This window comes from Sciscionella sediminilitoris (genome assembly GCF_000737195.2).
In the GTDB taxonomy this organism is placed as follows: Bacteria; Actinomycetota; Actinomycetes; order Mycobacteriales; family Pseudonocardiaceae; genus Sciscionella; species Sciscionella sediminilitoris.
This window is the reverse complement of the sequence record NZ_JALM01000043.1, coordinates 1-23,040: the sequence shown is the minus strand read 5'-3', so window position 1 is coordinate 23,040 and position 23,040 is coordinate 1. Positions and strand designations below refer to the sequence as shown.

24 protein-coding genes and 1 pseudogene are annotated in these 23,040 nt (G+C 70.4%); 9 read left to right on the top strand and 16 right to left on the bottom strand.

Annotated elements, in window-relative coordinates; all coding sequences use genetic code 11:
- The first annotated feature begins 22 nt into the window (after positions 1-22).
- On the top strand, positions 23-1,153 hold the full coding sequence (gene sfnG, locus AD72_RS19220) for a dimethylsulfone monooxygenase SfnG (protein ID WP_031467911.1): 1,131 nt from the start codon (positions 23-25) through the stop codon (positions 1,151-1,153).
- Positions 1,150-1,698, top strand: a complete 549-nt coding sequence (locus AD72_RS19215; RefSeq protein ID WP_051898778.1) for an NAD(P)H-dependent oxidoreductase — start codon at positions 1,150-1,152, stop codon at positions 1,696-1,698. The genes sfnG and AD72_RS19215 overlap by 4 nt, the downstream gene beginning before the upstream one ends.
- A gap of 9 nt (positions 1,699-1,707) precedes the next feature.
- Here the strand turns inward: AD72_RS19215 and AD72_RS19210 are convergent, their stop codons facing one another.
- Genes AD72_RS19210 through cobC form a run of 4 tightly spaced genes read right to left on the bottom strand, consistent with a single transcriptional unit; the run spans position 1,708 to position 4,968 of the window.
- Entirely contained in the window at positions 1,708-2,379 is a 672-nt protein-coding gene (locus AD72_RS19210; RefSeq protein ID WP_037346458.1) for a histidine phosphatase family protein, read from the bottom strand.
- Positions 2,376-3,110: a zinc ribbon domain-containing protein gene (locus AD72_RS19205; protein ID WP_031467908.1), complete on the bottom strand. Its 735-nt coding sequence runs from the start codon at positions 3,108-3,110 to the stop codon at positions 2,376-2,378. Before AD72_RS19205 ends, AD72_RS19210 begins: the two co-directional genes overlap by 4 nt.
- Complete coding sequence (locus AD72_RS19200; RefSeq protein WP_031467907.1) at positions 3,107-3,928, bottom strand: Nif3-like dinuclear metal center hexameric protein; 822 nt, start codon at positions 3,926-3,928, stop codon at positions 3,107-3,109. The genes AD72_RS19205 and AD72_RS19200 overlap by 4 nt, the downstream gene beginning before the upstream one ends.
- Positions 3,907-4,968, bottom strand: a complete 1,062-nt coding sequence (gene cobC, locus AD72_RS19195; RefSeq protein ID WP_031467906.1) for an Rv2231c family histidinol phosphate aminotransferase CobC — start codon at positions 4,966-4,968, stop codon at positions 3,907-3,909. The genes AD72_RS19200 and cobC overlap by 22 nt, the downstream gene beginning before the upstream one ends.
- 80 nt (positions 4,969-5,048) lie before the next feature.
- Here cobC and AD72_RS19190 point away from each other — a divergent pair, with 80 nt between their 5' ends.
- On the top strand, positions 5,049-5,438 hold the full coding sequence (locus tag AD72_RS19190) for a PPOX class F420-dependent oxidoreductase (RefSeq protein ID WP_031467905.1): 390 nt from the start codon (positions 5,049-5,051) through the stop codon (positions 5,436-5,438).
- A 16-nt stretch (positions 5,439-5,454) separates the two neighbouring features.
- On the opposite strand, the gene AD72_RS19185 is transcribed toward AD72_RS19190, so the two are convergent.
- Positions 5,455-6,366: a LysR family transcriptional regulator gene (locus AD72_RS19185; protein WP_031467904.1), complete on the bottom strand. Its 912-nt coding sequence runs from the start codon at positions 6,364-6,366 to the stop codon at positions 5,455-5,457.
- Positions 6,367-6,439: 73 nt separating this feature from the next.
- Between AD72_RS19185 and AD72_RS19180 the strand changes: the two genes are divergently transcribed.
- Entirely contained in the window at positions 6,440-6,628 is a 189-nt protein-coding gene (locus tag AD72_RS19180) for a hypothetical protein (RefSeq protein WP_031467903.1), read from the top strand.
- Between the two features lie 104 nt (positions 6,629-6,732).
- Positions 6,733-7,581, top strand: coding sequence for an SDR family oxidoreductase (locus tag AD72_RS19175; protein WP_031467902.1), 849 nt, complete (start codon positions 6,733-6,735; stop codon positions 7,579-7,581).
- 15 nt (positions 7,582-7,596) lie between these two features.
- On the opposite strand, the gene purH is transcribed toward AD72_RS19175, so the two are convergent.
- Genes purH through AD72_RS19160 form a run of 3 tightly spaced genes read right to left on the bottom strand, consistent with a single transcriptional unit; the run spans position 7,597 to position 11,163 of the window.
- Positions 7,597-9,120: a bifunctional phosphoribosylaminoimidazolecarboxamide formyltransferase/IMP cyclohydrolase gene (gene purH / locus AD72_RS19170; protein WP_031467901.1), complete on the bottom strand. Its 1,524-nt coding sequence runs from the start codon at positions 9,118-9,120 to the stop codon at positions 7,597-7,599.
- Positions 9,117-9,752 carry a phosphoribosylglycinamide formyltransferase gene (purN, locus tag AD72_RS19165; RefSeq protein ID WP_031467900.1) on the bottom strand — a complete coding sequence of 212 codons (636 nt, stop codon included), beginning with the start codon at positions 9,750-9,752 and terminating at the stop codon, positions 9,117-9,119. Before purN ends, purH begins: the two co-directional genes overlap by 4 nt.
- Positions 9,753-9,762: 10 nt before the next feature.
- Positions 9,763-11,163 (bottom strand): FAD-dependent oxidoreductase, encoded by a 1,401-nt coding sequence (locus tag AD72_RS19160; RefSeq protein ID WP_031467899.1) that lies wholly within the window; start codon positions 11,161-11,163, stop codon positions 9,763-9,765.
- Positions 11,164-11,252: 89 nt separating this feature from the next.
- Between AD72_RS19160 and AD72_RS19155 the strand changes: the two genes are divergently transcribed.
- Positions 11,253-11,927 (top strand): TetR/AcrR family transcriptional regulator C-terminal domain-containing protein, encoded by a 675-nt coding sequence (locus AD72_RS19155; protein ID WP_031467898.1) that lies wholly within the window; start codon positions 11,253-11,255, stop codon positions 11,925-11,927.
- A 12-nt stretch (positions 11,928-11,939) separates the two neighbouring features.
- Positions 11,940-13,463, top strand: coding sequence for a tannase/feruloyl esterase family alpha/beta hydrolase (locus tag AD72_RS19150; RefSeq protein WP_197285013.1), 1,524 nt, complete (start codon positions 11,940-11,942; stop codon positions 13,461-13,463).
- Here AD72_RS19150 and AD72_RS19145 read toward each other — a convergent pair.
- From AD72_RS19145 to AD72_RS19115, 7 genes are all read right to left on the bottom strand, one after another.
- Positions 13,454-14,365, bottom strand: a complete 912-nt coding sequence (locus tag AD72_RS19145) for an SDR family oxidoreductase (RefSeq protein ID WP_031467896.1) — start codon at positions 14,363-14,365, stop codon at positions 13,454-13,456. The two genes, AD72_RS19150 and AD72_RS19145, sit on opposite strands and share 10 nt — an antisense overlap.
- Before the next feature lie 3 nt (positions 14,366-14,368).
- On the bottom strand, positions 14,369-15,697 hold the full coding sequence (locus AD72_RS19140) for a cell division protein PerM (protein WP_051898777.1): 1,329 nt from the start codon (positions 15,695-15,697) through the stop codon (positions 14,369-14,371).
- A gap of 88 nt (positions 15,698-15,785) precedes the next feature.
- Positions 15,786-16,613: a DUF5336 domain-containing protein gene (locus tag AD72_RS19135; RefSeq protein WP_031467894.1), complete on the bottom strand. Its 828-nt coding sequence runs from the start codon at positions 16,611-16,613 to the stop codon at positions 15,786-15,788.
- A gap of 189 nt (positions 16,614-16,802) precedes the next feature.
- On the bottom strand, positions 16,803-17,690 hold the full coding sequence (sucD, locus tag AD72_RS19130; protein WP_031467893.1) for a succinate--CoA ligase subunit alpha: 888 nt from the start codon (positions 17,688-17,690) through the stop codon (positions 16,803-16,805).
- A gap of 2 nt (positions 17,691-17,692) precedes the next feature.
- A complete protein-coding gene (gene sucC / locus AD72_RS19125) occupies positions 17,693-18,862 on the bottom strand; it encodes an ADP-forming succinate--CoA ligase subunit beta (protein WP_031467892.1) in 1,170 nt (389 codons plus the stop codon).
- 232 nt (positions 18,863-19,094) lie between these two features.
- Positions 19,095-19,511 (bottom strand): coenzyme B12-dependent isobutyryl CoA mutase small subunit, encoded by a 417-nt coding sequence (gene icmB / locus AD72_RS19120; RefSeq protein ID WP_020496429.1) that lies wholly within the window; start codon positions 19,509-19,511, stop codon positions 19,095-19,097.
- The gene (locus tag AD72_RS19115) at positions 19,508-21,238 is read right to left on the bottom strand and encodes a hypothetical protein (protein WP_156365267.1); all 1,731 of its coding nucleotides are present in this window, start codon (positions 21,236-21,238) and stop codon (positions 19,508-19,510) included. The genes icmB and AD72_RS19115 overlap by 4 nt, the downstream gene beginning before the upstream one ends.
- 390 nt (positions 21,239-21,628) lie before the next feature.
- Between AD72_RS19115 and AD72_RS19110 the strand changes: the two genes are divergently transcribed.
- Positions 21,629-22,303, top strand: a complete 675-nt coding sequence (locus AD72_RS19110) for a M23 family metallopeptidase (protein WP_031467890.1) — start codon at positions 21,629-21,631, stop codon at positions 22,301-22,303.
- Between the two features lie 24 nt (positions 22,304-22,327).
- Here the strand turns inward: AD72_RS19110 and AD72_RS19105 are convergent, their stop codons facing one another.
- A complete protein-coding gene (locus tag AD72_RS19105) occupies positions 22,328-22,852 on the bottom strand; it encodes a DinB family protein (RefSeq protein WP_031467889.1) in 525 nt (174 codons plus the stop codon).
- A 93-nt stretch (positions 22,853-22,945) separates the two neighbouring features.
- Here AD72_RS19105 and AD72_RS36670 point away from each other — a divergent pair.
- Positions 22,946-23,040, top strand: a pseudogene (locus AD72_RS36670) (transcriptional regulator); the annotation flags it as partial.

The window sequence follows — 23,040 nt, the reverse complement described above, 5'->3', positions numbered from 1 at the left end:
AATTCGGGAACGGAGGAAAACAATGACAGCTGCGCCCAATCCACACCTCGACACCCCGCTCGAATTCGCCTACTGGGTGCCCAATGTGAGCGGCGGCCTCGTCACGAGCACCATCGAACAGCGCACCGACTGGGGCTTCGACTACAACACCGAACTCGCCAGGCTCGCCGAGCATTCCGGGTTCTCCTACGCGCTCTCCCAGGTCCGCTATGCCTCCTCCTACGGCGCGGCCCAGCAGCACGATCCGGCCGCGTTCAGCCTCGGACTGCTGCTCGCGACGGAGAAACTCAAGCTCATCGTGGCCGCGCACCCTGGACTGTGGCATCCGGGGATCCTGGCCAAGTTCGGTATCACCGCCGACCAGCTCTCCGGCGGCCGCTTCGCGGTGAACATCGTCTCCGGCTGGTTCGCCGGCGAATTTACCGGACTCGGCGAGCCGTGGCTCGAACACGACGAGCGCTACCGCAGGACCGAGGAATTCATCCGGATACTCCGCGGATTGTGGACCGGACCCAATTTCACCTTTCGTGGTGATTTCTACCGTATCAACGATTTCAGCCTGCGCCCGCAACCGGCCGAGGTTCCCGGAAGGGCGCATCCCGAGATATTCCAGGGTGGTAATTCAACGGCCGCGCGGAAACTCGCCGGACGGGTCTCCGACTGGTATTTGTCGAACGGAAAAGATTTCGAGGGCTTCACCGAACAGGTCGCCGAGGTCCGCGGGTACGCCGAGCAGAACGGGCACGCGGTGCGCTTCGGGCTCAACGGGTTCGCGATCGTGCGGGACACCGAACAGGAGGCTCGCGCGCTGCTGCGGGAGATCATCGACAAGGCCGATACCGGCGCGGTGGAAGGTTTCCGCGAATCGGTCCGCCAGGCAGGACAGGCGACCGGGGACGGCAAGGGGATGTGGGCCGACTCGGACTTCGAGGACCTGGTGCAGTACAACGACGGTTTCCGCACCCGGCTCATCGGCACCCCGGAACAGGTCGCCGACCGGATCATCGAGTACAAGCGGCGCGGGGCGAACCTGATCCTGCTCGGTTTCCTGCACTACCTCGAGGATCTGGAACATTTCGGGAGGACGGTGATCCCCATCGTGCGGGAGAAGGAGCGCGAACTGGCCGCCGAACCGATCGGAGCCCTGCGATGAGGCTGACCCTGCTCGCCGGCGCACCCGCGCCCGCGTCCGCGCCCGCCGTCCTGTTCGACCGGCTCGCCCTCGTGCTCGGCGAACTCGGCCACACGGTGACCGTGGTGTCCGCACGGGAGCTGCCCACCGTCGCCCTGCTCGGCGGGCAGACCGGGGCACCCGAACTCGCCGCCGCGATCCGAGCGGTGACCAGGGCCGACGCGCTCGTGGTCGCCGCGCACATCCACCGCGCGGGCTACAGCGGGCTGGTGCAGTCCGTCCTGGAACTGCTGCCGCGCAACGCACTCGCGGGCAAACCGGTGCTGCCGGTGGCCACCGGTGGCGTACAGGGCCGGGTGGTGGCGCTGGAGTACGCGCTGCGTCCGCTGCTCGCCGCGCGCGGGGCGGGGCGACTGCTCGAGGGCACCTTCGTCGAGGAGACCGGGGTGCTCACCGTGGACGGCAGGGTCCGCGAGAGCGCCGAGGCGGCGGTGCGCGGCGCGGCGGGCAGGCTGACCGCGGAGCTGGCCGCCCGGGCGAACCGGGGCCGCGATCTCAGCGCGTGAGCCACTCGGTCAACGCAGGTGCGTGGTGTCGTTGACCAGGGTGACCGAGGCATTGCCGTCCGGGTAGAAGTCCACCCGGGAGATGCCCGCGAGGTCGAGGTGGCAGCGGTAGAGCACCGATGGCCCGGCGTCGAGCCCGATGCGCAGCAGCGTCTTGATCGGGGTCACGTGGCTGACGAGTACCACGGTCTGGCCGCCGTGGCGCTCGACGAGGTTCCCGAGGCTGGCCAATACCCGCTCGTGCACCTGCTCGAAGCTCTCCCCGCCGGGCGTGGGCACGCTGGGATCGCGCAACCAGGCGCGGTGTTCGTCCGGGTACCGCCGGGCGGCCTCGCCGAAGGTCAACCCCTCCCATTCGCCGAAGTCGAGCTCCACCAGTCCCTGGTCGATCTCCAGCGGGGCCCCGGTGGCCGCGCTGACGGCGCGGGCGGTCTGGCTCGCGCGCCCGAGCGGGGAACTGACCACCGCGGCGATGCCCTCGAGTTCACCGAGCCTGCGCGCGGCGGCCTCGGCCTGGCGCAGCCCGGTCTCGGTGAGGTCCGGATCGCCGCGCCCGGAGTAGCAGCGGCGCACCGAGTGCTCGGTCTGCCCGTGCCGCAGCAGCACGAGCCGCAGGGGGTCCCCCATGGCCCCGGACCAGTGCGCCGCGGTCCCCGTACTCGCCGAGGCGGGGGTGCTCACAGCCCGGATTCCTTGGTCCGCACCAGGATCGCGCCGCATTCCTCGCAGCGGCACACCTGGTCGGCGGCGGCATCGCGCAGTTCGGCGAGCGCGCTCCGGTCCAGTTCGAGCCGGCAGGCACCGCAGCGTTTGGCGCGCAGCATGGCCGCCCCGGTCCCCCGCTGCGCGCGCACCTTCTCGTACAGCGTGACCAGTTCCGCGGGCAGTTCCCCGAGCAGCTGCTCGCGGTCCTCGGTGCGGCGCGCGTGTTTGGTGTCCAGTTCCTCGAGCGCGGTGTCCCTGCGCTCGTTCGCCTTGCTGATCTCGTCCTCGGTGACGGTCAGCTGGGCCTGGCTGTGCTTGACGTCGGCCTCGACGGCCTCACGGCGTTCCATGAGCTCGAGCAGATCGTCCTCGAGCGCGGACTGCCGGCGGTGCAGCGTCTCCAGCTCGTGTTCCAGATCCGTCTGCTGTTTGCCGGGAAGCCCGGAGTCGAGCAGTTTGCGGTCCCGTTCCTCGCGGGCGCGCACGCTGTCGATGTCCTTCTCCTGCCGGGCCGCGTCCGCGTCCAGATCGGAAAGCGCGGTCTCGGCCTTGATCACGGCATCCCGGCGCTCGCGCAGGGTCGTCTCCAGTTCGCTGAGCGCCTCGAGCTCGGGCAGGTTCCGCCGGCGGTGCTCGATACGGCCGAGTTCGGCATCGGTCTCGGCCAGATCAAGCAGCCGGGCCTGCACCGCTGGGTCAACCTTCACCGTGTCGCCTCCTGTATGCCGTGTGCCGTCCATGGGTCCGTCCGCAGTCCGGACACCAGGGTCTCGACCGTACCCGCCGCGGCCTCGCGGATGACGTCGGCCGCCTGTGCGCACCACGGCCACTCGCTGGCCCAGTGCGCCACGTCGACGAGTGCGGGCGCCCCGGGGACCGCGAGGTGTTCGGCGGCCGGGTGATGGCGCAGGTCCGCGGTCACATAGGCGTCCACCCCGAGTTTGCTCGCCAGCCCGAGATAGGAATCCCCCGCGCCACCGGAGACCGCGACCGTGCGGATGGGCCGTTCCGGGTCCCCCGCTCCGCGCACGCCCCAGGCGGTGGCGGGCAGCGCGGCGCCGACCCGCCGCACGAAGGTGGCGAACGGTTCCGGTTCGGCGAGCGTGCCGATCCGCCCGATTCCGGTGCGGCCGTTCTCGTGCGCGGCGAGCGGGCCGGTCACCCGCAGCCCGAGCGCGTCGGCGAGCGCGTCCGAGACACCGGGATCGGCCGCGTCGGCGTTGGTGTGCGCGCAGTAGAGCGCGACACCCGCGCGGATCAGCCGGTGCACCAGCGCGCCCTTGGGATCGTCCGCGGGCACCCCGTGCACACCGCGCAGCAGCAGCGGATGGTGCGCCACGAGCAGACCGGCCCCGCGTTCGATCGCCTCCTCCACGGTCTCGGTGACCGGATCCACGCAGACGAGGGCGCGCTCGATCTCGGCACCCGGATCACCGCACACCAGCCCGACCGCGTCCCAGGATTCGGCGAGTCCGGGCGGATAAGCCCGTTCGAGCGCGCTGATCACCTCGGCGAGTACCGGCACAGTTCCTCCTCCATGGCCTCGAGAAGCCGGGACGCGAGGGCCCGCTCGCGCACGGCGATACGCAGATGATCCGGGCCCAGCCCCGGGAAGGTGTCGCAGCGGCGCACCGCGATCCCCTTGTCCCGCAAGAAAAGCCGCATCCGTTCCCCGTCCGGGACGCGCAGCAGCAGGAAGGGCGCGACACCGGGCCCGCAGACGTGCACCCCGAGTTCGGTCAGCCGGGCGGTGAGCCATTCCCGTTCCGCGGCGATCTCCCGTGCCTCCAGCGCGGCCGCGCGGACCGCCCGTTCGCTCGCGCATTCGGCGATGGCGGCCAGGCCCAGCGTTCCGACCGGCCACTGTGGACGGTGCGCGTGCAGCCGGGCGAGCAGTTCCGGTTCGCCGAGCAGATATCCGGCCCGCAGCCCGGCAATGGCGAAGGTCTTGGTGAGGCTGCGCACTACGAGCACTCCGGGAATGCCTTGCGCGGCAAGCGATCCCGGTTCCCCCTCGACGGCATCCGCGAACGCCTCGTCCACCACGAGCAGCCGTCCGGGCCGGGCGAGCTCGGCCACCTCGTGGTGCAGCCGCCCGGTCGGATTGGTCGGGTTGCCCAGAATCACCAGGTCGGCCTCGTCCGGGATCAGTTCGGGGCGCAGCGCGAAACCCTCGGATTCCTCGAGCAGGACCCGGTGCACCGGAATGTCCGCGGCACGCAGGGCGGCCTCGGGTTCGGTGAACGAGGGGTGCACGACCACGGCGTGCCGCGGGCGCAGCCGGGGCAACAGCGCGAAGGCCTCCGCCGCCCCGGACAGCGGCAGCACCTCATCCGGTTCCCTGCCGTGCCGCGCGGCCACCGCGGCCCGGGCCGCTTCCTCGTACCGCGCGGAGGGATAGCGCGCGAGACCGGGCAGTTCCGCGGCGAGCCGGTCAAGCAGCCAGCGCGGTGGTTCGGTGGCGCGCACATTGACCGCGAAATCGAGCAGTCCGGGTTCGGCGTCCACATCCCCGTGATGCCGCAGCGGGTCGGCTGGCTGGGGTTCCCGGATATCGCGCGTCATAGGAACCTCAGTCTAGGTAATCCCGCACCACCTACTGAGACGGCGGCTGGCTGTGGGCGGAACGGGCTACCGTCGGCCCCATGACGGCGACATTCGACGAGCCCACCCGAGCCCTGCTCGATGGCCTGATCTTCCCGAGCGTGGCCACGCTCGGACCCGATGGCGCACCCCGGTCCTCGGTGGTGTGGGCGCGCCGGGAGGGTGACACGATCGTGTTCGTCACCCGCCGCGATGCGCGCAAGGGCCGCGATCTGGCCCGTGACCCGCGGATCAGCCTCGCGGTCACCGACGCCGGGAATCCGTACCGGGCCGTGGAGATCCGCGGGACGGCGGAACTGACCGAGCACGGCGCCGGTCGGCTGATCGGCGAGCTGGCGCACCGTTACCTCGGCGCGGACAGCCCGGACGACGGCTCGGTACGGGTCATCGTGCGCATCATCCCGGAGAAGGTGGTCAAGTTCGGCTTCTAGACGGGGCACCACATACTCACGGTTCCGCGACCGCGGTCGGGGCGAGCTCCTCCAGCATTTCCACGGCGGCGGCGACCCCGGGGTGCCCGCGCGCTCCCCTTCGGGTGGCGGTGAGCAGTTTGCGGCTGGGGTTGCCCGCGCACGGCACGCGCACCACGGGCAGATGCGGCGGAATGTGCACCATGCGCGGCACGAGCGCCACCCCGAGACCGTTCGCGACCAGCGCTCCGGTGGCGAACCACTCCACGGCCTCGTGCGCGATCGTCGGGGTGAATCCGGCCGCCGTGCACGCCGCGAGTGTCTGGGCCCGGCACGGCACGACCTCGGGCGGCACGATCCAGTCCTCGTCGGCCAGCTCGATCAGGTCGATCCGGTCCCGCCCGGCGACCGCGTGGTCGGCGCGCACCACCAGGTCGAACGGGTCGTCGAGCAGGGGGCGCTGATCGAATCGCGGATCCCCCAGCGTGGGATTGTCCGGGGTCATCTCCACCACCCCGAGTTCGACAACGCCCTCGAAGAGCAGATTGAAGGTCTCGTGCACCGGATCCTCGCGCAGCCGCACCTGCAGCCGCGGGTGCCGTTCGCGCAGCCGCGCGCAGGCGGGCGCGAGCAGGCTGGACAGCGCGGTGGGGAAAGCGGAGAGCCGCAGCAGTCCGGCCGCCTCCTGCCATTCGGAGTGCAGCTCGATCTCCGCCTGTTCCCACCGTTCGTGGATCGCGTCGGCGTGCGCGAGCAGGCTCAGCGCGCTCGGAGTGAGCCGGACCTTGCGCCCCGCGGGCTCCAGCAGGGTCACCCCGAGTTCCCTGCCGAGCTGGCGGATCTGCTGCGAGGCGGCCGAAGGGGTGAAGTGCAAGGCGTGCGCGGCAGCGGTCACCGAGCCGTAGTGGTCGACCGCGCGCAGCACGTGCAACCTGCGCAAATCGATCATGTAGCCGATGCTTCACGGTACTGACAAAAAAGTCAACCTGGACGTTCACGGTCGGCGGGCACAGTCTGAGTACATGAGTACCGTCCTCACCGTCTTCGCGATCGAAACGCTGCTCGGCATCGCACTCGCCGTACTCGCGGTCCGCTGGGCACGAGCATGGGCGGACAAACCGACGCGCGCACAGCGCAGGCTGGCGCGCGCGGCCCGGATCCGCCCGGGAGTCGACCTGGTCGAACCCTGCATGATGGGCGACCGCCGGTAGCGGGGCCGGGCGTCCGTGCGCATCCGCCGGTATCCATCCGGTGCCTCGCTGTCCGGCAAGTGCCGTCTTCACACGAGAGGCCGGGGCGAGCAGGATCGACAGTCATGATCCTGGTTACCGGAGCGACCGGAAAAGTCGGAGCGGAAGCGGTCCGGATGCTCGCCGCGCGGCAGCACCCCACGCGTGCGCTGGTCCGCGATCCGTCCCGTGCGAGCTATGGGGACGCGGCGGAGGTCGACATCGCCGTGGGCGACTTCGACCGGCCCGAGACGCTCGACGCGGCGATGCGCGGCGTCGACACCGTCCTGCTCGTCACCCCGTCCCGGCCCGATCAGGAGATCGCGATCATCGACAGCGCCGTCGGCAACGGGGTGGCGCACATCGTGAAGATCACCAATCACAAGGCCACGGCCGACTCCCCGGTCGAGCGCCGCCGCGACCACGCGCGGATCGAGGCACACCTGGCCTCGACCGGGCTCGCGTATACGCTGCTCGCTCCGAACCTGTTCATGCAGAACCTGTTCGCTGTCGCACCGACGATCAGGCAGACCGGCGGATTCACGATGTCGGCGGGCGAGGGCCGGTTCGCGATGGTCGACGCCCGCGATGTCGGTGCCACCGCAGCGGCGTGCGCCGCCGCGCCGGACAAGCACGCGGGCCGGACCTATCTGCTCACCGGTCCCGAACTGATCGGCTACACCGAGGTCGCCGCGGAATTGACCCGCGCGCTCGGCCGGGAGATCGAGTACCGCCGTATCTCCCCCGCGCAGCACCGCGAGGCGATGATCGAGGCGGGCGTTCCCGAAGCCGTCGCGAGCTCCAACGCTCAGGTGTTCGGCCTGATCGCCGACGGCGATGCGGCGTGGCGCAGCGAGGACATCGCCGCCATCACCGGTACCCCGCCACGCAGCCTGCGCGCCTTCCTCGCCGAGAACCTCGCCGCCTTCCGCTGAGCGGTTTCCCGGTGCTCAGTGGAAGAAGTGCCGGGTTCCGGTGAAGTACATCGTGATCCCCGCCTTGCGCGCAGCCTCGATGACCGCTTCATCGCGTACCGAGCCGCCCGGCTGCACCACCGCGCGCACCCCGGCCTCGGTGAGCACCTCGAGCCCGTCCGGGAAGGGGAAGAACGCGTCCGAGGCGGCAACCGAGCCGCCGACCCGCTCCCCCGCGCGCTGCACCGCGAGCCGCGCGGAATCGACCCGGTTGACCTGGCCCATGCCGACGCCGACGGTGGCGCGGTCGGCGGCGAGCAGGATGGCATTCGACTTCACCGCGCGCACCCCGCGCCAGGCGAACTCGAGATCGGCGAGGGTGGCCGCGTCCACGGGCTCCCCGCAGGCGAGCGTCCAGTCCTTCGCCGTGTCCCCCTCCGCGTCGATCGCGTCGGCCGACTGCACGAGCAGCCCGCCGGAGATGCGCCGCTGCTCGGCGGCCAGCGGACTGCGGGTGGCCCGCAGGATGCGGATGTTCTTCTTGCGGGACAACACATCCACCGCGCCGTCGGCGTAGGAGGGCGCGACGATGACCTCGGTGAAGATCTCGGCGACCTGTTCGGCCAGGGCCACGCTCACCTCGCCGTTGACCGCGATCACCCCGCCGAAGGCCGAGGTCGGATCGCAGGCGTGCGCCTTGCGGTGCGCCTCGGCGAGGTCCTCGGCCACGGCGATACCGCACGGGTTGGCGTGCTTGATGATCGCCACGCAGGGGTCCGTGTGGTCGAACGCGGCGCGCCAGGCGGCATCGGCGTCCACGTAGTTGTTGTAGGACATTTCCTTGCCGTGCAACTGTTCCGCGCCGGCAAGACCGGTACCGCTGCCGTCGGTGTAGAGCGCGGCCGACTGGTGCGGGTTCTCCCCGTACCGCAGTTCGGCGCTGCGCTGCCAGGTCGCGCCGGTCCAGGAGTCGTCTTCGAGGACCTGGCCGAACCAGTTCGCGACCGCCACGTCATAGGAGGCGGTGTGCCGGTACGCTTCCGCGGCAAGCCCCCGGCGCTCCTCGAAGGAGAACCCGCCCGCGCGCACCCGGTCGAGCACCCAGTCGTAGCGCTGCGGGTCGACGACCACGGCGACATTGCGGTGGTTCTTCGCGGCGGCGCGCACCATGGCCGGACCGCCGATGTCGATCTGCTCCACGCAGTCCTGCTCGCCCGCCCCGGAGGCCACGGTCTCGGCGAACGGGTAGAGGTTCACCACGAGCAGTTCGAAGGCGGCGATGTCCAGGCGCTCGAGCTGTTCGCGGTGGGTTGCCTCGGTGGTGTCGGCGAGCAGGCCGGCGTGCACCCGCGGATGCAGCGTCTTGACCCGGCCGTCGAAGCTCTCCGGGAAGCCGGTCAGCTCCTCGACCTTGGTGACCGGAACGCCCGCGTCGGCGATGGTGCGCGCGGTGCCCCCGGTCGAGACGATCTCCACCCCGGCGGCGTGCAGTCCGGTCGCCAGCTCGAGCAGTCCACGCTTGTCGGAGACCCCGATCAGCGCGCGCCGTACTTCGGTCACGGGAATTCCACCCTTCGTCCCTTGATCGTGCAGCCTTCGTGCACGAGTCGTGTCACGGTCGCCACGAGCAGTCGCCGTTCGACGGCCTTGATCCGTTCGTGCAAGGTCTGTTCGTCATCGCCGGGTGCGATCGCGACGGGTTCCTGCGCGAGGATCGGACCGGTATCGGTTCCGCCGTCGACGAGGTGCACCGTCGAGCCCGTCACCCGCACACCGTAGTCGAGCGCCTCGCGCACCGCGTGCGCACCGGGGAAGGCGGGAAGCAGCGCCGGATGCGTGTTGATCACCCGTGGCGCGAACCGGGCGAGGAACACCGGCCCGAGGATCTTCATGAACCCGGCCGAGACGATCAGATCGGGTTCGTGGGCGGCCACCGCATCGGCGAGCGCGGTGTCCCATCCTTCCCGGCCGTCATGATCGCGGAGCCGGGTCACGAACGTGGGCACCTCCGCCCGCCGCGCCCGCTCCAGGCCCTCGATCCCGGGCCGGTCCGCACCGACCGCGACCACGCGCACCGGAAGGGAGGAGTCGTCGAGCAGCGCCTGCAGCAGGGTTCCCGAACCGGAGACGAGCACGACGACCCGAGCGGTCGGCGGCAGCGCGAGGGTGCCGTCGGCCAACTGGGTCTGCACGTACCTAACCCTATGTGGTGACCGGGACCGAGCCGAACCGGGTGGCCAGCGCGGCCTCGAGCCCCGCGCGCTCGCCCGCCCAGTGCACGTATCCGTCCGGGCGCACCAGCACCGTCTCGGCCTCCAGTCCGGGCACTTCCGCCGCGGTGAGCGTGACCCATTCCCCGGAGCGCATCCGCTCGAAGGCGCGCCCGCCGTCGGCGAGGTCGTAGTCGATCAGCCGCCGCCCGGCCAGTTCGTGCCCGCAGTCGCTCGGGTACCGGATGTCCAGTCCGGAGACCATCCCGGCCAGGTACCGGTTCACCTCGGGGAAGGCCATCAGGGTCGTGAAGGTCTCGCGCAGCGCCGTGCCGTCCGGATCCCGAGCGAGCCCGATGAGGATGCCCTGCGCCCTGGTGTTCTGCAGTACCCGCGCGCCGACCGGGTGCCGCTCGGCGTGGTAGCTGTCCAGCAGGGTTTCCGGGGCTTCCCCGCGCAGCACCGCGGCGAGCTTCCAGCCGAGATTGACCGCGTCCTGCATGCCGAGGTTGAGCCCCTGGCCGCCGGCGGGCAGGTGGATGTGGGCCGCATCGCCCGCGTAGAACACCCGGCCCTCGCGGTAGTTCCGCACCTGGCGGTTGGCGTCGGTGAACCGCGAGCCGATGAGCAGTTCACCGAGGGTCACCTGATCGCCGTGGACCACGGCGAGCCCTTCCCGGATCTCCTCCTCGGTGACCGGATCGTCCTTGGCGGCCCGCTGCTGGCGTTCGCCGGTGAGCATGATGCGGTACTTGCCGCCGCCGATCGGGAACAACGGCGCCCAGCGTTCGACATCCCCGGTGAAATCACGGATCGAGGTGAACTCGCTCGCCAGCCACTCGGCCCCGCTGGCCAGGGTGATGTCCGCGACAAGGGCTCGCATCCTGGCAGCACGCCCGTCGAACGGGGTGCCGAGCAGTTTGCGCACCGTGCTGCGCCCGCCGTCCGCGGCGACCAGCCAGCGCGCGGTCACCTCCGCACCATCGGCGAGCCGCGCGGTCACTCCGTTCTCGTCCTGCTCCAGCCCGACCAGCTCGCGCTCGCGCCACACCACATCGGCGACGGCCTGTTCGAGCGCTGTCTCGGTATCGGTCTGGGCGATACGAACCTGATGATCGTGCCGGGTCCGCCAGCCTTCGTAGCGCAGCGGTTCGGGCAGCGCGGCGAAATGCCCGTCCGGGATGCTGCCGACGGACCTGGTCAGCAACGAGTCGAGCAGCCCGCGCATGTCCAGCACCTCGGCGGTACGCGGCTGCAGGTTCAGCGCCTTGGACTGGCTACTGCGCTCGGCGTCCCGTTCGAGCACGGCCACCGAGACCCCGGCCAGCCGCAGTTCATAAGCGAGCATCAAACCGGTCGGTCCCGCGCCGATGATCGCGACATCCACCTGCATTACCCCTCCAACATGCCGAACTTAACGTTGTTAAATACACCTTAACGCCGTTAAAGTGGGATCGTCAACCACGATCGGAGTCGGAAGTCATGTCCAGTTCGGCGGCAAAGCTCACCCGCGAGCAGATCGTGCGCACGGCACTGCGCCTGCTCGACGAGGTCGGGCTCGAAGGCCTCACCCTGCGCCGCATCGCGACCGAACTCGGCGTGCAGGCGCCCGCCCTGTACTGGCACGTGAAGAACAAGGAGCAGCTGCTCGACGAGCTCGCGAGCGCGGTCCTCGACGATGCGGCCGAGCAGGTGGATTTCGACTCCCCGCACCGGGACTGGCGCACCGAACTATGGGAGGCCGCGCGGTTCCTGCGCGGCCTGATGCTCGCGCACCGGGACGGGGCCAAGCTGGTCTCCGGCACCTTCTACACCGGAAAGACCTTCATGAGCACGCCGGACAAACGGATCCTGCCGATCCTGCGGGCCGCCGGATTCGGCACCGAGGACGCCACGGACCTGATCATGGCGATGTACCACTACACGATCGGCTTCGTCATCGAGGAGCAGGAGGTTTTCCCCACGCCAGGGCACCGGGATCCGCGCTATGCCATGGAAAAGCTCCTCGCCCGCGCCAAGCGCGATCCCGCGTCGGTCGAACGGCAATTCTCCGGGGACTCGCTGGAGCACCAGTTCCACTCCGGGATCCGGTTCCTGCTCGACGGCGCCGCGGCGCGTATCGCCGAGAATCCGCTACCGCCGGAGGCCAAGGCATGATCGGATAGCGCGGTGCGTGTCCTGTTCCTGTGCCTGCTGCTGTGCGCGGGCTCCCTCGCCGCCGCCGGGCCCGCGGCCGGTTCCCCGCGGATGGCCTGCCCGCAGCTCGCGGGCACCGGATTCCCGCAGGCGCGGGTGAGCTCGGCGAAGACCGAGGGTTCGTACTGCGTGCTGCACGGTGTGCTGGAACCGGGTACCCACTTCGAGATCCGGCTGCCCACGCACGGCTGGCGTGGCCGGTATCTGCAGCGCGGTTGCGGCGGGCTGTGCGGGCAGATCCCGCTCGGCCCGGCGGACTCGGCGGAGTGTGCGGCACCGGCGAATTCCGGCTTCGCGGTGGCGGCCGACGACCAGGGGCACCGTTCGGCGGACCCGTCCGACGGCCGCTGGGGCGCGCACGATCCCGGGCTGCGCCGGGTTTTCGGGCTGACCTCGGAGCACAGCACGGCACGGCTGGCCAAGGCGGTGATCGCGCGCTTCTACGGCCGCGCGCCCACGTACTCCTACTACGACGGTTGCTCCGGTGGCGGGCGCGAGGCGATGATGCTCGCCCAGCGTTATCCCGATGACTTCGACGGGATCGTGGCCGGTGCCCCGGCGAACAACTGGGCCCCGTTGCTCGGGCTCTACCAGCCCTGGCTGGCCAGGGTGAACACCGATGCGAACGGGCGGGACATCCTGGGCGCGGAGAAACTGCCCGCACTGCACCGGGCGGTGCTCGAAGCCTGCGGGAACGGCAACGGCAACGGCGGGCTCGGCGTGATCACCGATCCGCGGCACTGCGGCTTCGATCCGGCGAGCCTGGCCTGCGCGCGGGGCACCGACTCCCCCGGCTGCCTCACCCCGGCCCAGGTGCACACGGTGCGCGAGCTCTACCGGGGACCGCGGGACGCGGCCGGGCGGAACCTGTTCAACGGCGGCGAACCCTACGGTTCCGAGCTCGCCTGGCGCGAATGGCTCATCGGTGGCGCGCACAGCACCGCGGCCCGGCTCGGCCTCAACTACCTGAAATACCTTGCCTACCGACAGAATCCGCCCGCCGGTTTCGATCTCGCGGATGTGCGGTTCACCGACGCGGAGTTCACCGCGCTCAACCGGCTCGGCGACCGGATCTACAACGCGAACGACCCGGATCTGTCCCGGTTCCGCGCCCACGGCGGCAGACTGCTGCTCTACCACGGCTGGGCGGATCAGGCGATCTCCCCGTGGTCGAGCATCGACTACTACGCCGCACTCGAACGCTCCGCGGGCGGATTCGCCGCCAGCAAAGAGTTTTCCCGGTTCTATCTCATCCCGGGAGCACACCACTGCCTCACCGGAGCGGGCACCAAAGTGGACGCGGACTTCCTCACCCCGGTCGTGGACTGGGTGGAACACGCCAAGGCCCCGGAGGCGATCCGCACCCCGATCGTGCGCGACTCGGACGGAACGCAGCTGGTGGACCAGACGATCCGCCCGCATGACGCGCTCGCCCCCGCCTATCCGGACAAGGCGAGCCTGAACACCGGTTACGACTACGTGGGCAGCTATCGATAACCGGTGACGTCGGCAGGTTTGCCCGCGTCCTGCACCTCGGTGACATAGCGCCAGCAGTCCGGGCTGCTGCCGTCCAGATCGGTGAACCCGTAGACCCCGGCGAGCCCGCCACTGGACAGGGAGTGCCCGTTCCACCTTGCGCGATCGGGGTCGGCGGCGAGCGCGGCAACGGCCCTGCCGACGAACGCCGGGGTTTCCGAGATCGCGAAGTGCGGGGACCGGTTCGTGGCCTCGGTCCAGTTCTCCTCGGTGACCCCGTAGGCGTCGAGCATCGCCTCCGAGCGCAGCCAGCCCGGCGTGACCGAGACCGCGCTCGCCCCGTGCGCGGGAAGTTCGCGGGAGAGCGCGACGGCCATCCGGATGTTCGCGGTCTTGGTCAGGTCGTAGAAGAAGGACACCCGGTAGTTGGCCGCGTTGTACTCGGCGGTGCCATCGGTGACCTCGACGACCAGTCCCCCGGGTTCCCTGATCAGCAGCGGAATGGCGCAGTGGCTGGTGATCGCGTGGGTGTCCACGGCGAGCCGCAGCAGGTGCAGCCCGTCCTCGAGCGAGCACTCCCACAGCGGCCGGTCCCACTCCATCCGGGTCAGCCCGAAGATGTCGTTCACCAGGATGTGCAGGGCGCCCTGTTCGCGTTCGATCCGGGCCACGAGCGCGCGGACCTGGCCGGGTTCGAGGTGATCCACCCGGACCGGGATCCCGGTCCCGCCCGCCTCGTCCACGAGCGCCGCGGTCTGCTCGATCGTCTCCGGCCGGTTCATCTCCGAGACGCTGCCCGCTCCGGTGCGCCCGGTGACGTACACGGTCGCGCCCGCGGCACCGAGCTGCACCGCGATACCCCGGCCCGCCCCGCGCGTTCCCCCTGCGACGAGGGCGACCCTGCCCTCGAGCGGACCTGCCATGGGCTACTCCCGCCCGGAGTCCGGTTCCTCCTCCACTGGCTCGGCGGGTTCCGCGGCCTCGGCGGAGTCCTCGAGGTCGTCGAACTCACCGAGGAGATCCGGCTCCTGCTCGTCCTCGGCATCCGGCACGGACTCGGGCAGCAGGCTCGGGCCCGCGAACCAGGTCACGGTACCACCGACCAGCCCTATCCAGCCGAAAACGGCGAGCGCGAGCCCACCGGCGGGTACCACGACCGGATCGACCGCGCCCGCGCCGAGCGCGCCGCCCGCGAGTGCCGCGAGGACGAGCACGAAGACCGCGGCGACGAGTGCGGCGATGGCGATGATGCGCAGCCGCTGTATCGGGGACTCGTCGAGCGTGCGGGCCAGCCAGCCGATCGCGGCACCCGCCATCAGGGGGAGCGCGAAAAAGACCAGCCACCAGACGGAAAAGTGGTCGGGCAGTGCGGCGAGCAGCGGCATCGGGGGAACCGCGCCACCGTGGAATCCGACCGGGCTCGCGGAGTACGTGCCGAGCGAGAATCCGGGCCCCGCGGCGAAGGACAGTCCCGCGATCGCCGCGTTGGGCAGATATCCGAGGCACAGCAGCAACATGCCGAAGCCGCTTCCGGCGCCGGGCGCGGCGAGCTCGAACAGGCTCGCCCCGGTGCCCGCGCACACCAGGGAGGCGAGCGCGAAGGTCACCGCGCCCATGGCGATCAGCCCGAACACCGCGATGATGCCCAGCCGCACCCCGTGGGTGCCCAGCGGGCCGAGCCGGTCCCGGATCAGGTCCAGGATCCCGCTGTCCCGCAGCACCCCGAGCAGCGCGGCGAGTCCACCGAGCACGGCGCAGGCGAAGAAAGCGGTCACCGGGGAGGCGCCGCCGACGCATCCGGCGATCACCGCGCCGGCGATCGCGTTCGAGCCAGCCAGCACCGCGCACACCACGCCACCGTGCGCGGGGTCGCGGGTTTCCCTGCGGCGCACCGTGGTCCGGGCCGCGCGGGCGAGGAACCAGCCGAACAGCAGGGTCAGGGCGAGCGGGAGGACACCGAGTTCGGCGCCGGAGATGGTGAGCGGGACATGGTTCGCGCCGAGCCAGAGCAACAGCGCGGAGCCGAAGCTCAACCCGGCCGAGAACGGGGCGTTCGGCGCGGACGCGAGCACCACCGCGGCGATCGCGGCGCACACCGCGTACCCGGCGAGCAGCGCACCGAGGTAGGCGAGCCCCGCGGAACGGATCAGCACCGGAATCGAGGGACGCGGTGCGCGCAACAGTTCATCGGGTTCGTTCGCCGTGCGGCGTGCCCGCGCTACTCCGGTTTCTCGCTCGATGGTCGCCCGTGACATGGGTCAACTATGCCCGCGGGCCATCGGCCGTCCCGCCGTGCCACGCCGGGCACGGCGGCGCCGCATCGGGTGAACCTGTGACCGAGGATCAACCGTTCGTGTTCGGCGGGCTGAACTGTTTGGTACCGCTGTCCCCGGCGACCGGGGGGAAGGCGCCCGATTCGAACAGGTTCGGATCGAAGTTCCCGACCCCCTGCTGCTGGGGCTGCGCGGTCGCCTGCGGCTGCTGGGTGGCCTGCGGCTGCTGGTACGCGGCGTTCGGCTGGGTCGTGCCCTGCCACGGCTGGGCCTGCTGCGCGGCGGGCGCGACCGGCTGGGCGGGCCGGGCCGGTCCCGGCGGCGGCATCGTGACCAGGCCGTACTCGAAGAGCACCGCGCCGACCCCGGCGAAGAGCTGAAGCACCACCAGGATGAACGAGATCACGCCGATCGCGTCCCCGCCGAAACCGGTGTTCACCGCGGCACTGATGGCGAGCAGGCCACCGACCGCGGCCGCGGCACCGGCGAACGGCAGCACCTTCGGGGCCTTGTCCTCACCGGGGAGCAGCACGAGCAGGCCGAGCACCGCGGCGCCGAGGGTGAACGTGAGGCTGATCGGCGCACCACCGAACAGCGAGAGGATCCAGGCGAGCAGCCCGGTCGCGGCCGTGGCCAGCGCGAGCCAGGTGGACATCTGCAGCGAGGCGAACGGGCTCGGCGCCGCGGGCTTGCGGTAGTCGGCGGGCTGCGGCGGCACCCGCGGCGGCTGCTGCGACTGTTGCTGCTGAGACTGCTGTTGCTGTTGTGCCTGCTGTTGCCATGGCGGTACCTGGCCGGACTGTCCCGGGGGAAAACCGGGCTGCTGCTGGAACGGGCCGGAAGCCGACTGGTTCTGCGGGTACTGGCCCTGGCCCTGCTCGGCCGGGTTGAAGGTCATGGTCTCTGCTCCGGTTTTCGGCTCGATCGCCTGTCGTTTACGGGTCACACGGTAGCTGGCCCGGCGGCGCTCGTGTTCGGGCGCGCCACGATCGCCCGAACGGCCACGGGTCCATACGACACAACGGCCGGGCACCGCTGTGGGTGCCCGGCCGCCGCGGAAAGTTCTGGGAATTCCCAGACGCGTTCTTTACTTGCCCTGCATGATCTCGCGCATGAGCAGCGCGGTCTCGGACGGCGTCTTGCCGACCTTGACCCCGGCCGCCTCCAGTGCTTCCTTCTTGGCCTGGGCAGTACCGGAGGAACCGGACACGATCGCGCCCGCGTGCCCCATGGTCTTGCCCTCCGGGGCCGTGAACCCGGCGACGTAACCGACGACCGGCTTGCTCACGTTGGCCTTGATGTACTCACCGGCGCGCTCCTCGGCGTCCCCGCCGATCTCGCCGATCATCACGATGGCCTCGGTCTCCGGGTCGTTCTGGAAGGCCTCGAGCGCGTCGATGTGCGTGGTCCCGATGACCGGATCCCCGCCGATGCCGATCGCGGTGGAGAAGCCGATGTCCCGCAGCTCGTACATCATCTGGTAGGTCAGCGTGCCGGACTTGGAGACCAGCCCGATCTTGCCGCCGCCGGTGATGTCCGAGGGGATGATGCCCGCATTGGACTTGCCGGGGGTGATGATGCCGGGGCAGTTCGGGCCGATGATCCGGGTCTTGTTGCCCTTGGCGACCGCGTGCGCCCAGAAGTAGGCGGAGTCGTGCACCGGGACGCCCTCGGTGATCACCACGGCGAGCGGGATCTCGGCGTCGATCGCCTCGATGACCGCGTCCTTGGTGAACTTCGCGGGCACGAACAGCACCGAGACGTTCGCCCCGGTCTCCTTCATGGCCTCTTCCACGGTGCCGAACACCGGGAGGTCCTTGCCCTCGATGGTGACGCTGGTGCCCGCCTTGCGCGCGTTCACCCCGCCGACCACGTTCGAGCCCGAGCGCAGCATCTTGGTGGCGTGCTTGGTGCCCTCCGAGCCGGTCAGGCCCTGGACGATGATCTTGGAGTCTTCGTTGAGGAAAATAGACATGTTCACGCACCTGCCGCGGCGAGCTCGGCGGCCTTGTCGGCCGCGTTGTCCATGGTGTCGACGACGGTGACGAGCGGGTGGTTGGCCTCGGCGAGGATGCGCCGGCCCTCCTCCACGTTGTTCCCGTCGAGCCGGACGACGAGCGGCTTGGTCGCCTCGTCGCCGAGGATCTTCAGCGCTTCGACGATGCCGTTGGCGACCGCGTCGCAGGCGGTGATGCCGCCGAACACGTTCACGAACACCGAGCGCACATCCTGGTCACCGAGGATGACGTCCAGACCGGCCGCCATGACCTCGGCCGAGGCGCCGCCGCCGATGTCGAGGAAGTTCGCCGGCTTGACCCCGGAGTGCTTCTCCCCCGCGTACGCGACGACGTCCAGGGTGGACATGACCAGCCCCGCGCCGTTGCCGATGATCCCGACCTGGCCCTCGAGCTTGACGTAGTTGAGGTCCTTCGCCTTGGCCTTGGCCTCCAGCGGGTCCTCGGCCTGCTTGTCCACGAGCTCGCCGTGCGCCTCGTGCCGGAATCCGGCGTTCTCGTCCAGGGTGACCTTGCCGTCCAGGGCGATCACCTTGTCCTGCGGGTCCCGCACCAGCGGGTTCACCTCGACCAGGCTCGCGTCCTCCGCGGTGAAGGTGTCCCACAGCTTGACGACGACCTCGGCGGCCTCGTCCAGCACGGCCTCCGGGAACTTGCCCTGCTTGAGGATCTCGGTCGCCTTGGCCTTGTCCACGCCCTCGATCGGGTCGATGGCCACCTTGGCGAGCGCCTCCGGGCGCTCGACGGCGAGCTGCTCGATCTCCACGCCGCCCTCGGCCGAGGCCATCGCCAGGAAGGTGCGGTTCGACCTGTCGAGCAAGAACGAGAAGTAGTACTCCTCGGAGATGTCCGAGGCCGCGGTCACCAGCACCCGGTGCACGGTGTGGCCCTTGATGTCCATACCGAGGATGGCCTTGGCCTTCTCCTCGGCCTCCGCCGGGTTCTCGGCGAGCTTGACGCCGCCCGCCTTGCCCCGGCCACCGGTTTTGACCTGCGCCTTCACCACGACCTGGCCGCCGATACGCTCGGCGGCCGCGCGCGCCTCGGCCGGCGTGGTCGCTACCTCGCCCGGAAGGACCGGGACCTGATGCGCGGCGAAGAGGTCCTTCGCCTGGTACTCATAAAGATCCACTGATGAGTCTCCTGCTCTGAGTCGTCTGCTCGAAGCTCAGGGTTCACTGATCGTCAGGTCCCACGCTTGGGCATGGATTCCGGCGATCTGCTGACAGACGGCTTCGACCCTAGTCACTGGGAGCTCATCGGCGCACATCAGGGCTGGTGAACTCGATCACGGGAAGGGTTAAGAGCCGGTGAGGATTCTCTCAGCGAGGCGTCCGGCGGCCTCGCTGAGCGTGCCGAGGCGCTCAGGCCTGCGCGCCCGCCTCCGCACCGCGCACGTTCTCCCGCACCCAGTCCACGATCTCCGCGGTGGGCGCGCCCGGGGTGAACACCTTCGCCACACCGAGCTCGGCGAGCTGCGGCAGATCGTCGTCCGGGATGATCCCGCCGCCGAACACCACCACGTCCTCGGCGCCCTGTTCCTTGAGCAGTTCCACGACCTTGGCGAACTGGGTCATGTGTGCCCCGGAGAGCACCGAGAGCCCGACCGCGTCCGCGTCCTCCTGCAGTGCGGTGGCCACGACCTGCTCCGGGGTCTGGTGCAGCCCGGTGTAGACGACCTCCATACCGGCGTCCCGCAGTGCACGGGCGACCACCTTGGCACCCCTGTCATGGCCGTCGAGGCCGGGTTTGGCGACGACGACGCGAATCCGACCAGTCATGCCGGGGAGCTTACCCGTCCGCGCACCGGCGCGGCGACCGTGCTCAGCAGCGCACCGACGGCGAACAGCAGCACCGCGAGCAGACAGGCCCAGAAACCGAAGCCGATCGCCGGGGCGTTCACGATGCCCTCGCCCATCGGGTATTCGAGCGCCCGCACCACGAACACCAGCGCGGAACCGGTCAGCAGCGCCGCGGCCCGCTGCGGCCTGCCGTACCCGGCGAGGATCACCGCGACCAGCACCGCGAGCAGGGCGAGCACCATGCCCCACGAGCTGATCCGGAAGTCGGTGACCAGACCGGCCGGCAGATAGTCACGCCCGGTGAGCACCGGGAACGCGAAGCCGAGCAGGCCCGCGAGGAAGCCGAGGATCCCGGTGCCGAGTACGAGCGGGTTGACCGAACGCCTGCTCATGTCCACGTCGTCGCGCTCGATCCCGCCGACGAAGGCCGCCGCGATGACCGCGACCACGATCGCGAGCAGTGCGATCACCAGCAGCCACACCCAGCCGGTGACCCCGATACCGAGGTCGACGACGCTGGTCGCGGTGGAGATGCCGTCCGCGGCGGCGGCGAGGGCCAGCGGCAGCGCGGCGGCGGCCACCTCGAAGGCGGGCCGGGCCCAGGCCGCGCAGGCCGGGATGAGCAGGGCCAGCGAGGCGAGCGCTACCACGATGGCCGCGGGCAGCAGGATGGTGTGCGCGGTGGTGTCCAGTTCGGCGAACATCGGCGGCAGGTCGAGTACCGGGACCGCGGTGGCCAGCGCGGCGCACACCGCGGCGAGCAGCCCGCTGATTCCCGCCGTGACCAGCAGCCTGCGCTGGCCGGGCAGCTCGGCACCGCGCTGTTCCTTCGGTTCCGTCCGCGAAGCGCGGAGTCCGCGGATCCCGATCGAGAGCAGCGCCAGCACGCACACCAGATACACGAACTGGTACCCGCCGGGGCTCAGCCCGTCCACCGCGAAACCGGCCACGAACTGGGGCACGGCGAACTGCGCGAACCCGAGCGCGGCGCCGAAGGTCATTCCCGCGCCGAACAGCCGCGAGCGCGCGAACGCGCCGAGTACCGGGGCCAGCGTCACCCCGAGCACCAGCACCACGATCCCGGCCGCCTCCAGGGCCGAGCGGTCCAGCAGCGTGTTCGCCGGGATACGCGGATCGGTCGAGGAGAACGGGGCGGCGAGCAGGTACCCGCCGAGAATGACCAGGCCGAGGATCACCGCCTGCACGGTGATCCGTTGCGGTGAATCCGAGCCATCCGGTTCCCGGTCGTTCTCCTGCCCGGCGAGCGGGATCAGCATCAGCCCGGCGATGATCGCGAGCACCGAGCCGCCGAGCAGCAGCCAGCTACCGGCCGTGGGGTGCAGGATGACCAGGCTTTCCTCGCGCAGCAGTTCCGGGCGCAGCGTCGCGTTCGGCGCGGCGAGCAGTTGCGCCCCGGTGATCAGCTGGCCGAAGGCGAGCATCCCGGCCCCGGTCAGCAGGCCCGCCGCGACGGCCGGTTTGCCCGCGGCGAGGAACCCGAGGGCGGTGAGCGCGGGCAGCGCGAACAGCACCACGAGCAGCACGGACGAGGAGAATCCCGGCGGGGCCGCGGGCGTGGTGAGCCCACTGCCGAGCCCGACGGCCGCGAGGACCACCCCGGCGACGGAGAGCACGAGCGCGAACACCACTCGCGCGGGCACGGCGCGCGGCGGGGCGCTCATCGGGTATTTCACGGAACGGGACACCGTGCAAGACGGTAGCAACCCCGGCCGCCGCCCGCGTCCGCTGCCGGTTGCCGACACGCTCGGCGGTGGGGGGTGTTGGCGAGCACGGCGGGTTTCCGCTACTGTGCCCTCCGTCCGTTGTCACGGCTTGATCACTTGTACCGCTGCGGGAATGGGTCACCTCCCCGAACAGGACCCACCGAGTTCCCCGACTCGGCTCCCGAGGCACAACGCGGTCGCGATCAGGCTCCCCGAACACGGAGGAACGTGTTGGCCAGGCACAGTAGCTCTGGTGGACGCGGTGCTGCCTTCCCCGAGGCCGCGCCGCTCGGATTGGCGGCGCCGCTTGGCACAGAAGAGGCGCTCACTCCCGCGCCACGCCGATCCAGGAACACCACAAAGGGACGGATCATGATCGCCGCCGTCGCCGCGGGCGCGTTCGCCGCCGCGGGCGCCGGCCAGGCGTGGCAGTCCGGATCCGAGGACGCCCAGGCCGGTAAGGCGAGCATGAACCTCTCGCCCCGCGCACTGCACCAGCCCCTCGCCGAGGGCGCGAACGCGATGGGCGGCGGTGAACCCAACTCCCCGGACCTGCTGCTCACCGCGCAGGACAGCAGCGCATCCGCCGCGGCCGCGCAGATCCGGGACAATCAGCGCGCCATCTCCGCGGTCGAGGCCGAGCACGCCGAGGCGAACCGGCCGAAGTACGTCAAGCCCGCCGACGGCCGGTTCACCTCCGGTTTCGAGGCGCGCTGGGGTACCTTCCACTACGGCATCGATCTCGCCGCCGCCCCGCATTCGCCGATCTACGCCGCCGCGGACGGCGAGATCATCGAAGCCGGCCCGGCGAGCGGTTTCGGCCTCTGGGTCCGCGAGCGGCTCGACGACGGCACGATCCTCGTCTACGGGCACATGTACGACTTCTCGGTGCACCCCGGTCAGCGGGTCAAGGCCGGGGAACAGATCGCCCGGGTCGGTATGCGCGGCGAGTCCACCGGATACCACTGCCACTTCGAGGTGTGGAACCCGAGCGGGAAGAAGATCGACCCGCAGCCCTGGCTCGCCGAGCACGGCGTGCACGTCTGAGAACTGCGCGCACGCCGGAGCCCTTCAGCCCATCGTTTTCTGCCCGTCGATGGTCTCCCGGATGATGTCCGCGTGCCCCGAGTGCTGCGCGGTCTCGGCCAGGATGTGCAGCAGCGTGGTGCGTGCCGACTGCTCACCGGGCTCGTTCCAGGGCGCCTTGGGTAGCTGGTGGGCGACCTCCAGGTTCGGCAGCGCGCGCACGACCTCCTCGGTGCGCGCCGCGACCCGTTCGTACTCGGCGAGGATCCCGTCCAGGGTCTCGCCGTCGAGCAACCGGAACCCGTTCATGTGCTCCTGCATCTGCGGTGAGTCGAAGCCCTGGAAGTCGTCCTCCGGCGAGGCGCCCTTCTGCATGAACTGCGTCCACTTGTCCTCCACCACCGTGACGTGCTTGATCAGCCCGCCGACACAGCACTCGCTGGCGGTGGGGGTGAGCTTGGCCTGCTCGTCGGTCAGTTCGCGTGCGGTGTAGTGCAGAAAGCCCCGCTGCTTGGCCAGTTCGGCGAGCAACGCGGTTTTCTCGGCCTCCTGGTGTTCGATCGTGGTCATCTCGGTCCTGCCTCTCTCGTCGGTTCGGTTGGTTCCGACGCTAGAAGGCACAGCGGCCAGTTTCTGACCGCTTTGCCGACTAATCTGGAAAACATGGCGAACACCAGCTCACGGACGCTCCGGCTGCTGTCCCTGCTGCAGACGCACCGCTTCTGGCCGGGCACCGAACTCGCCGCCCGGCTCGGGGT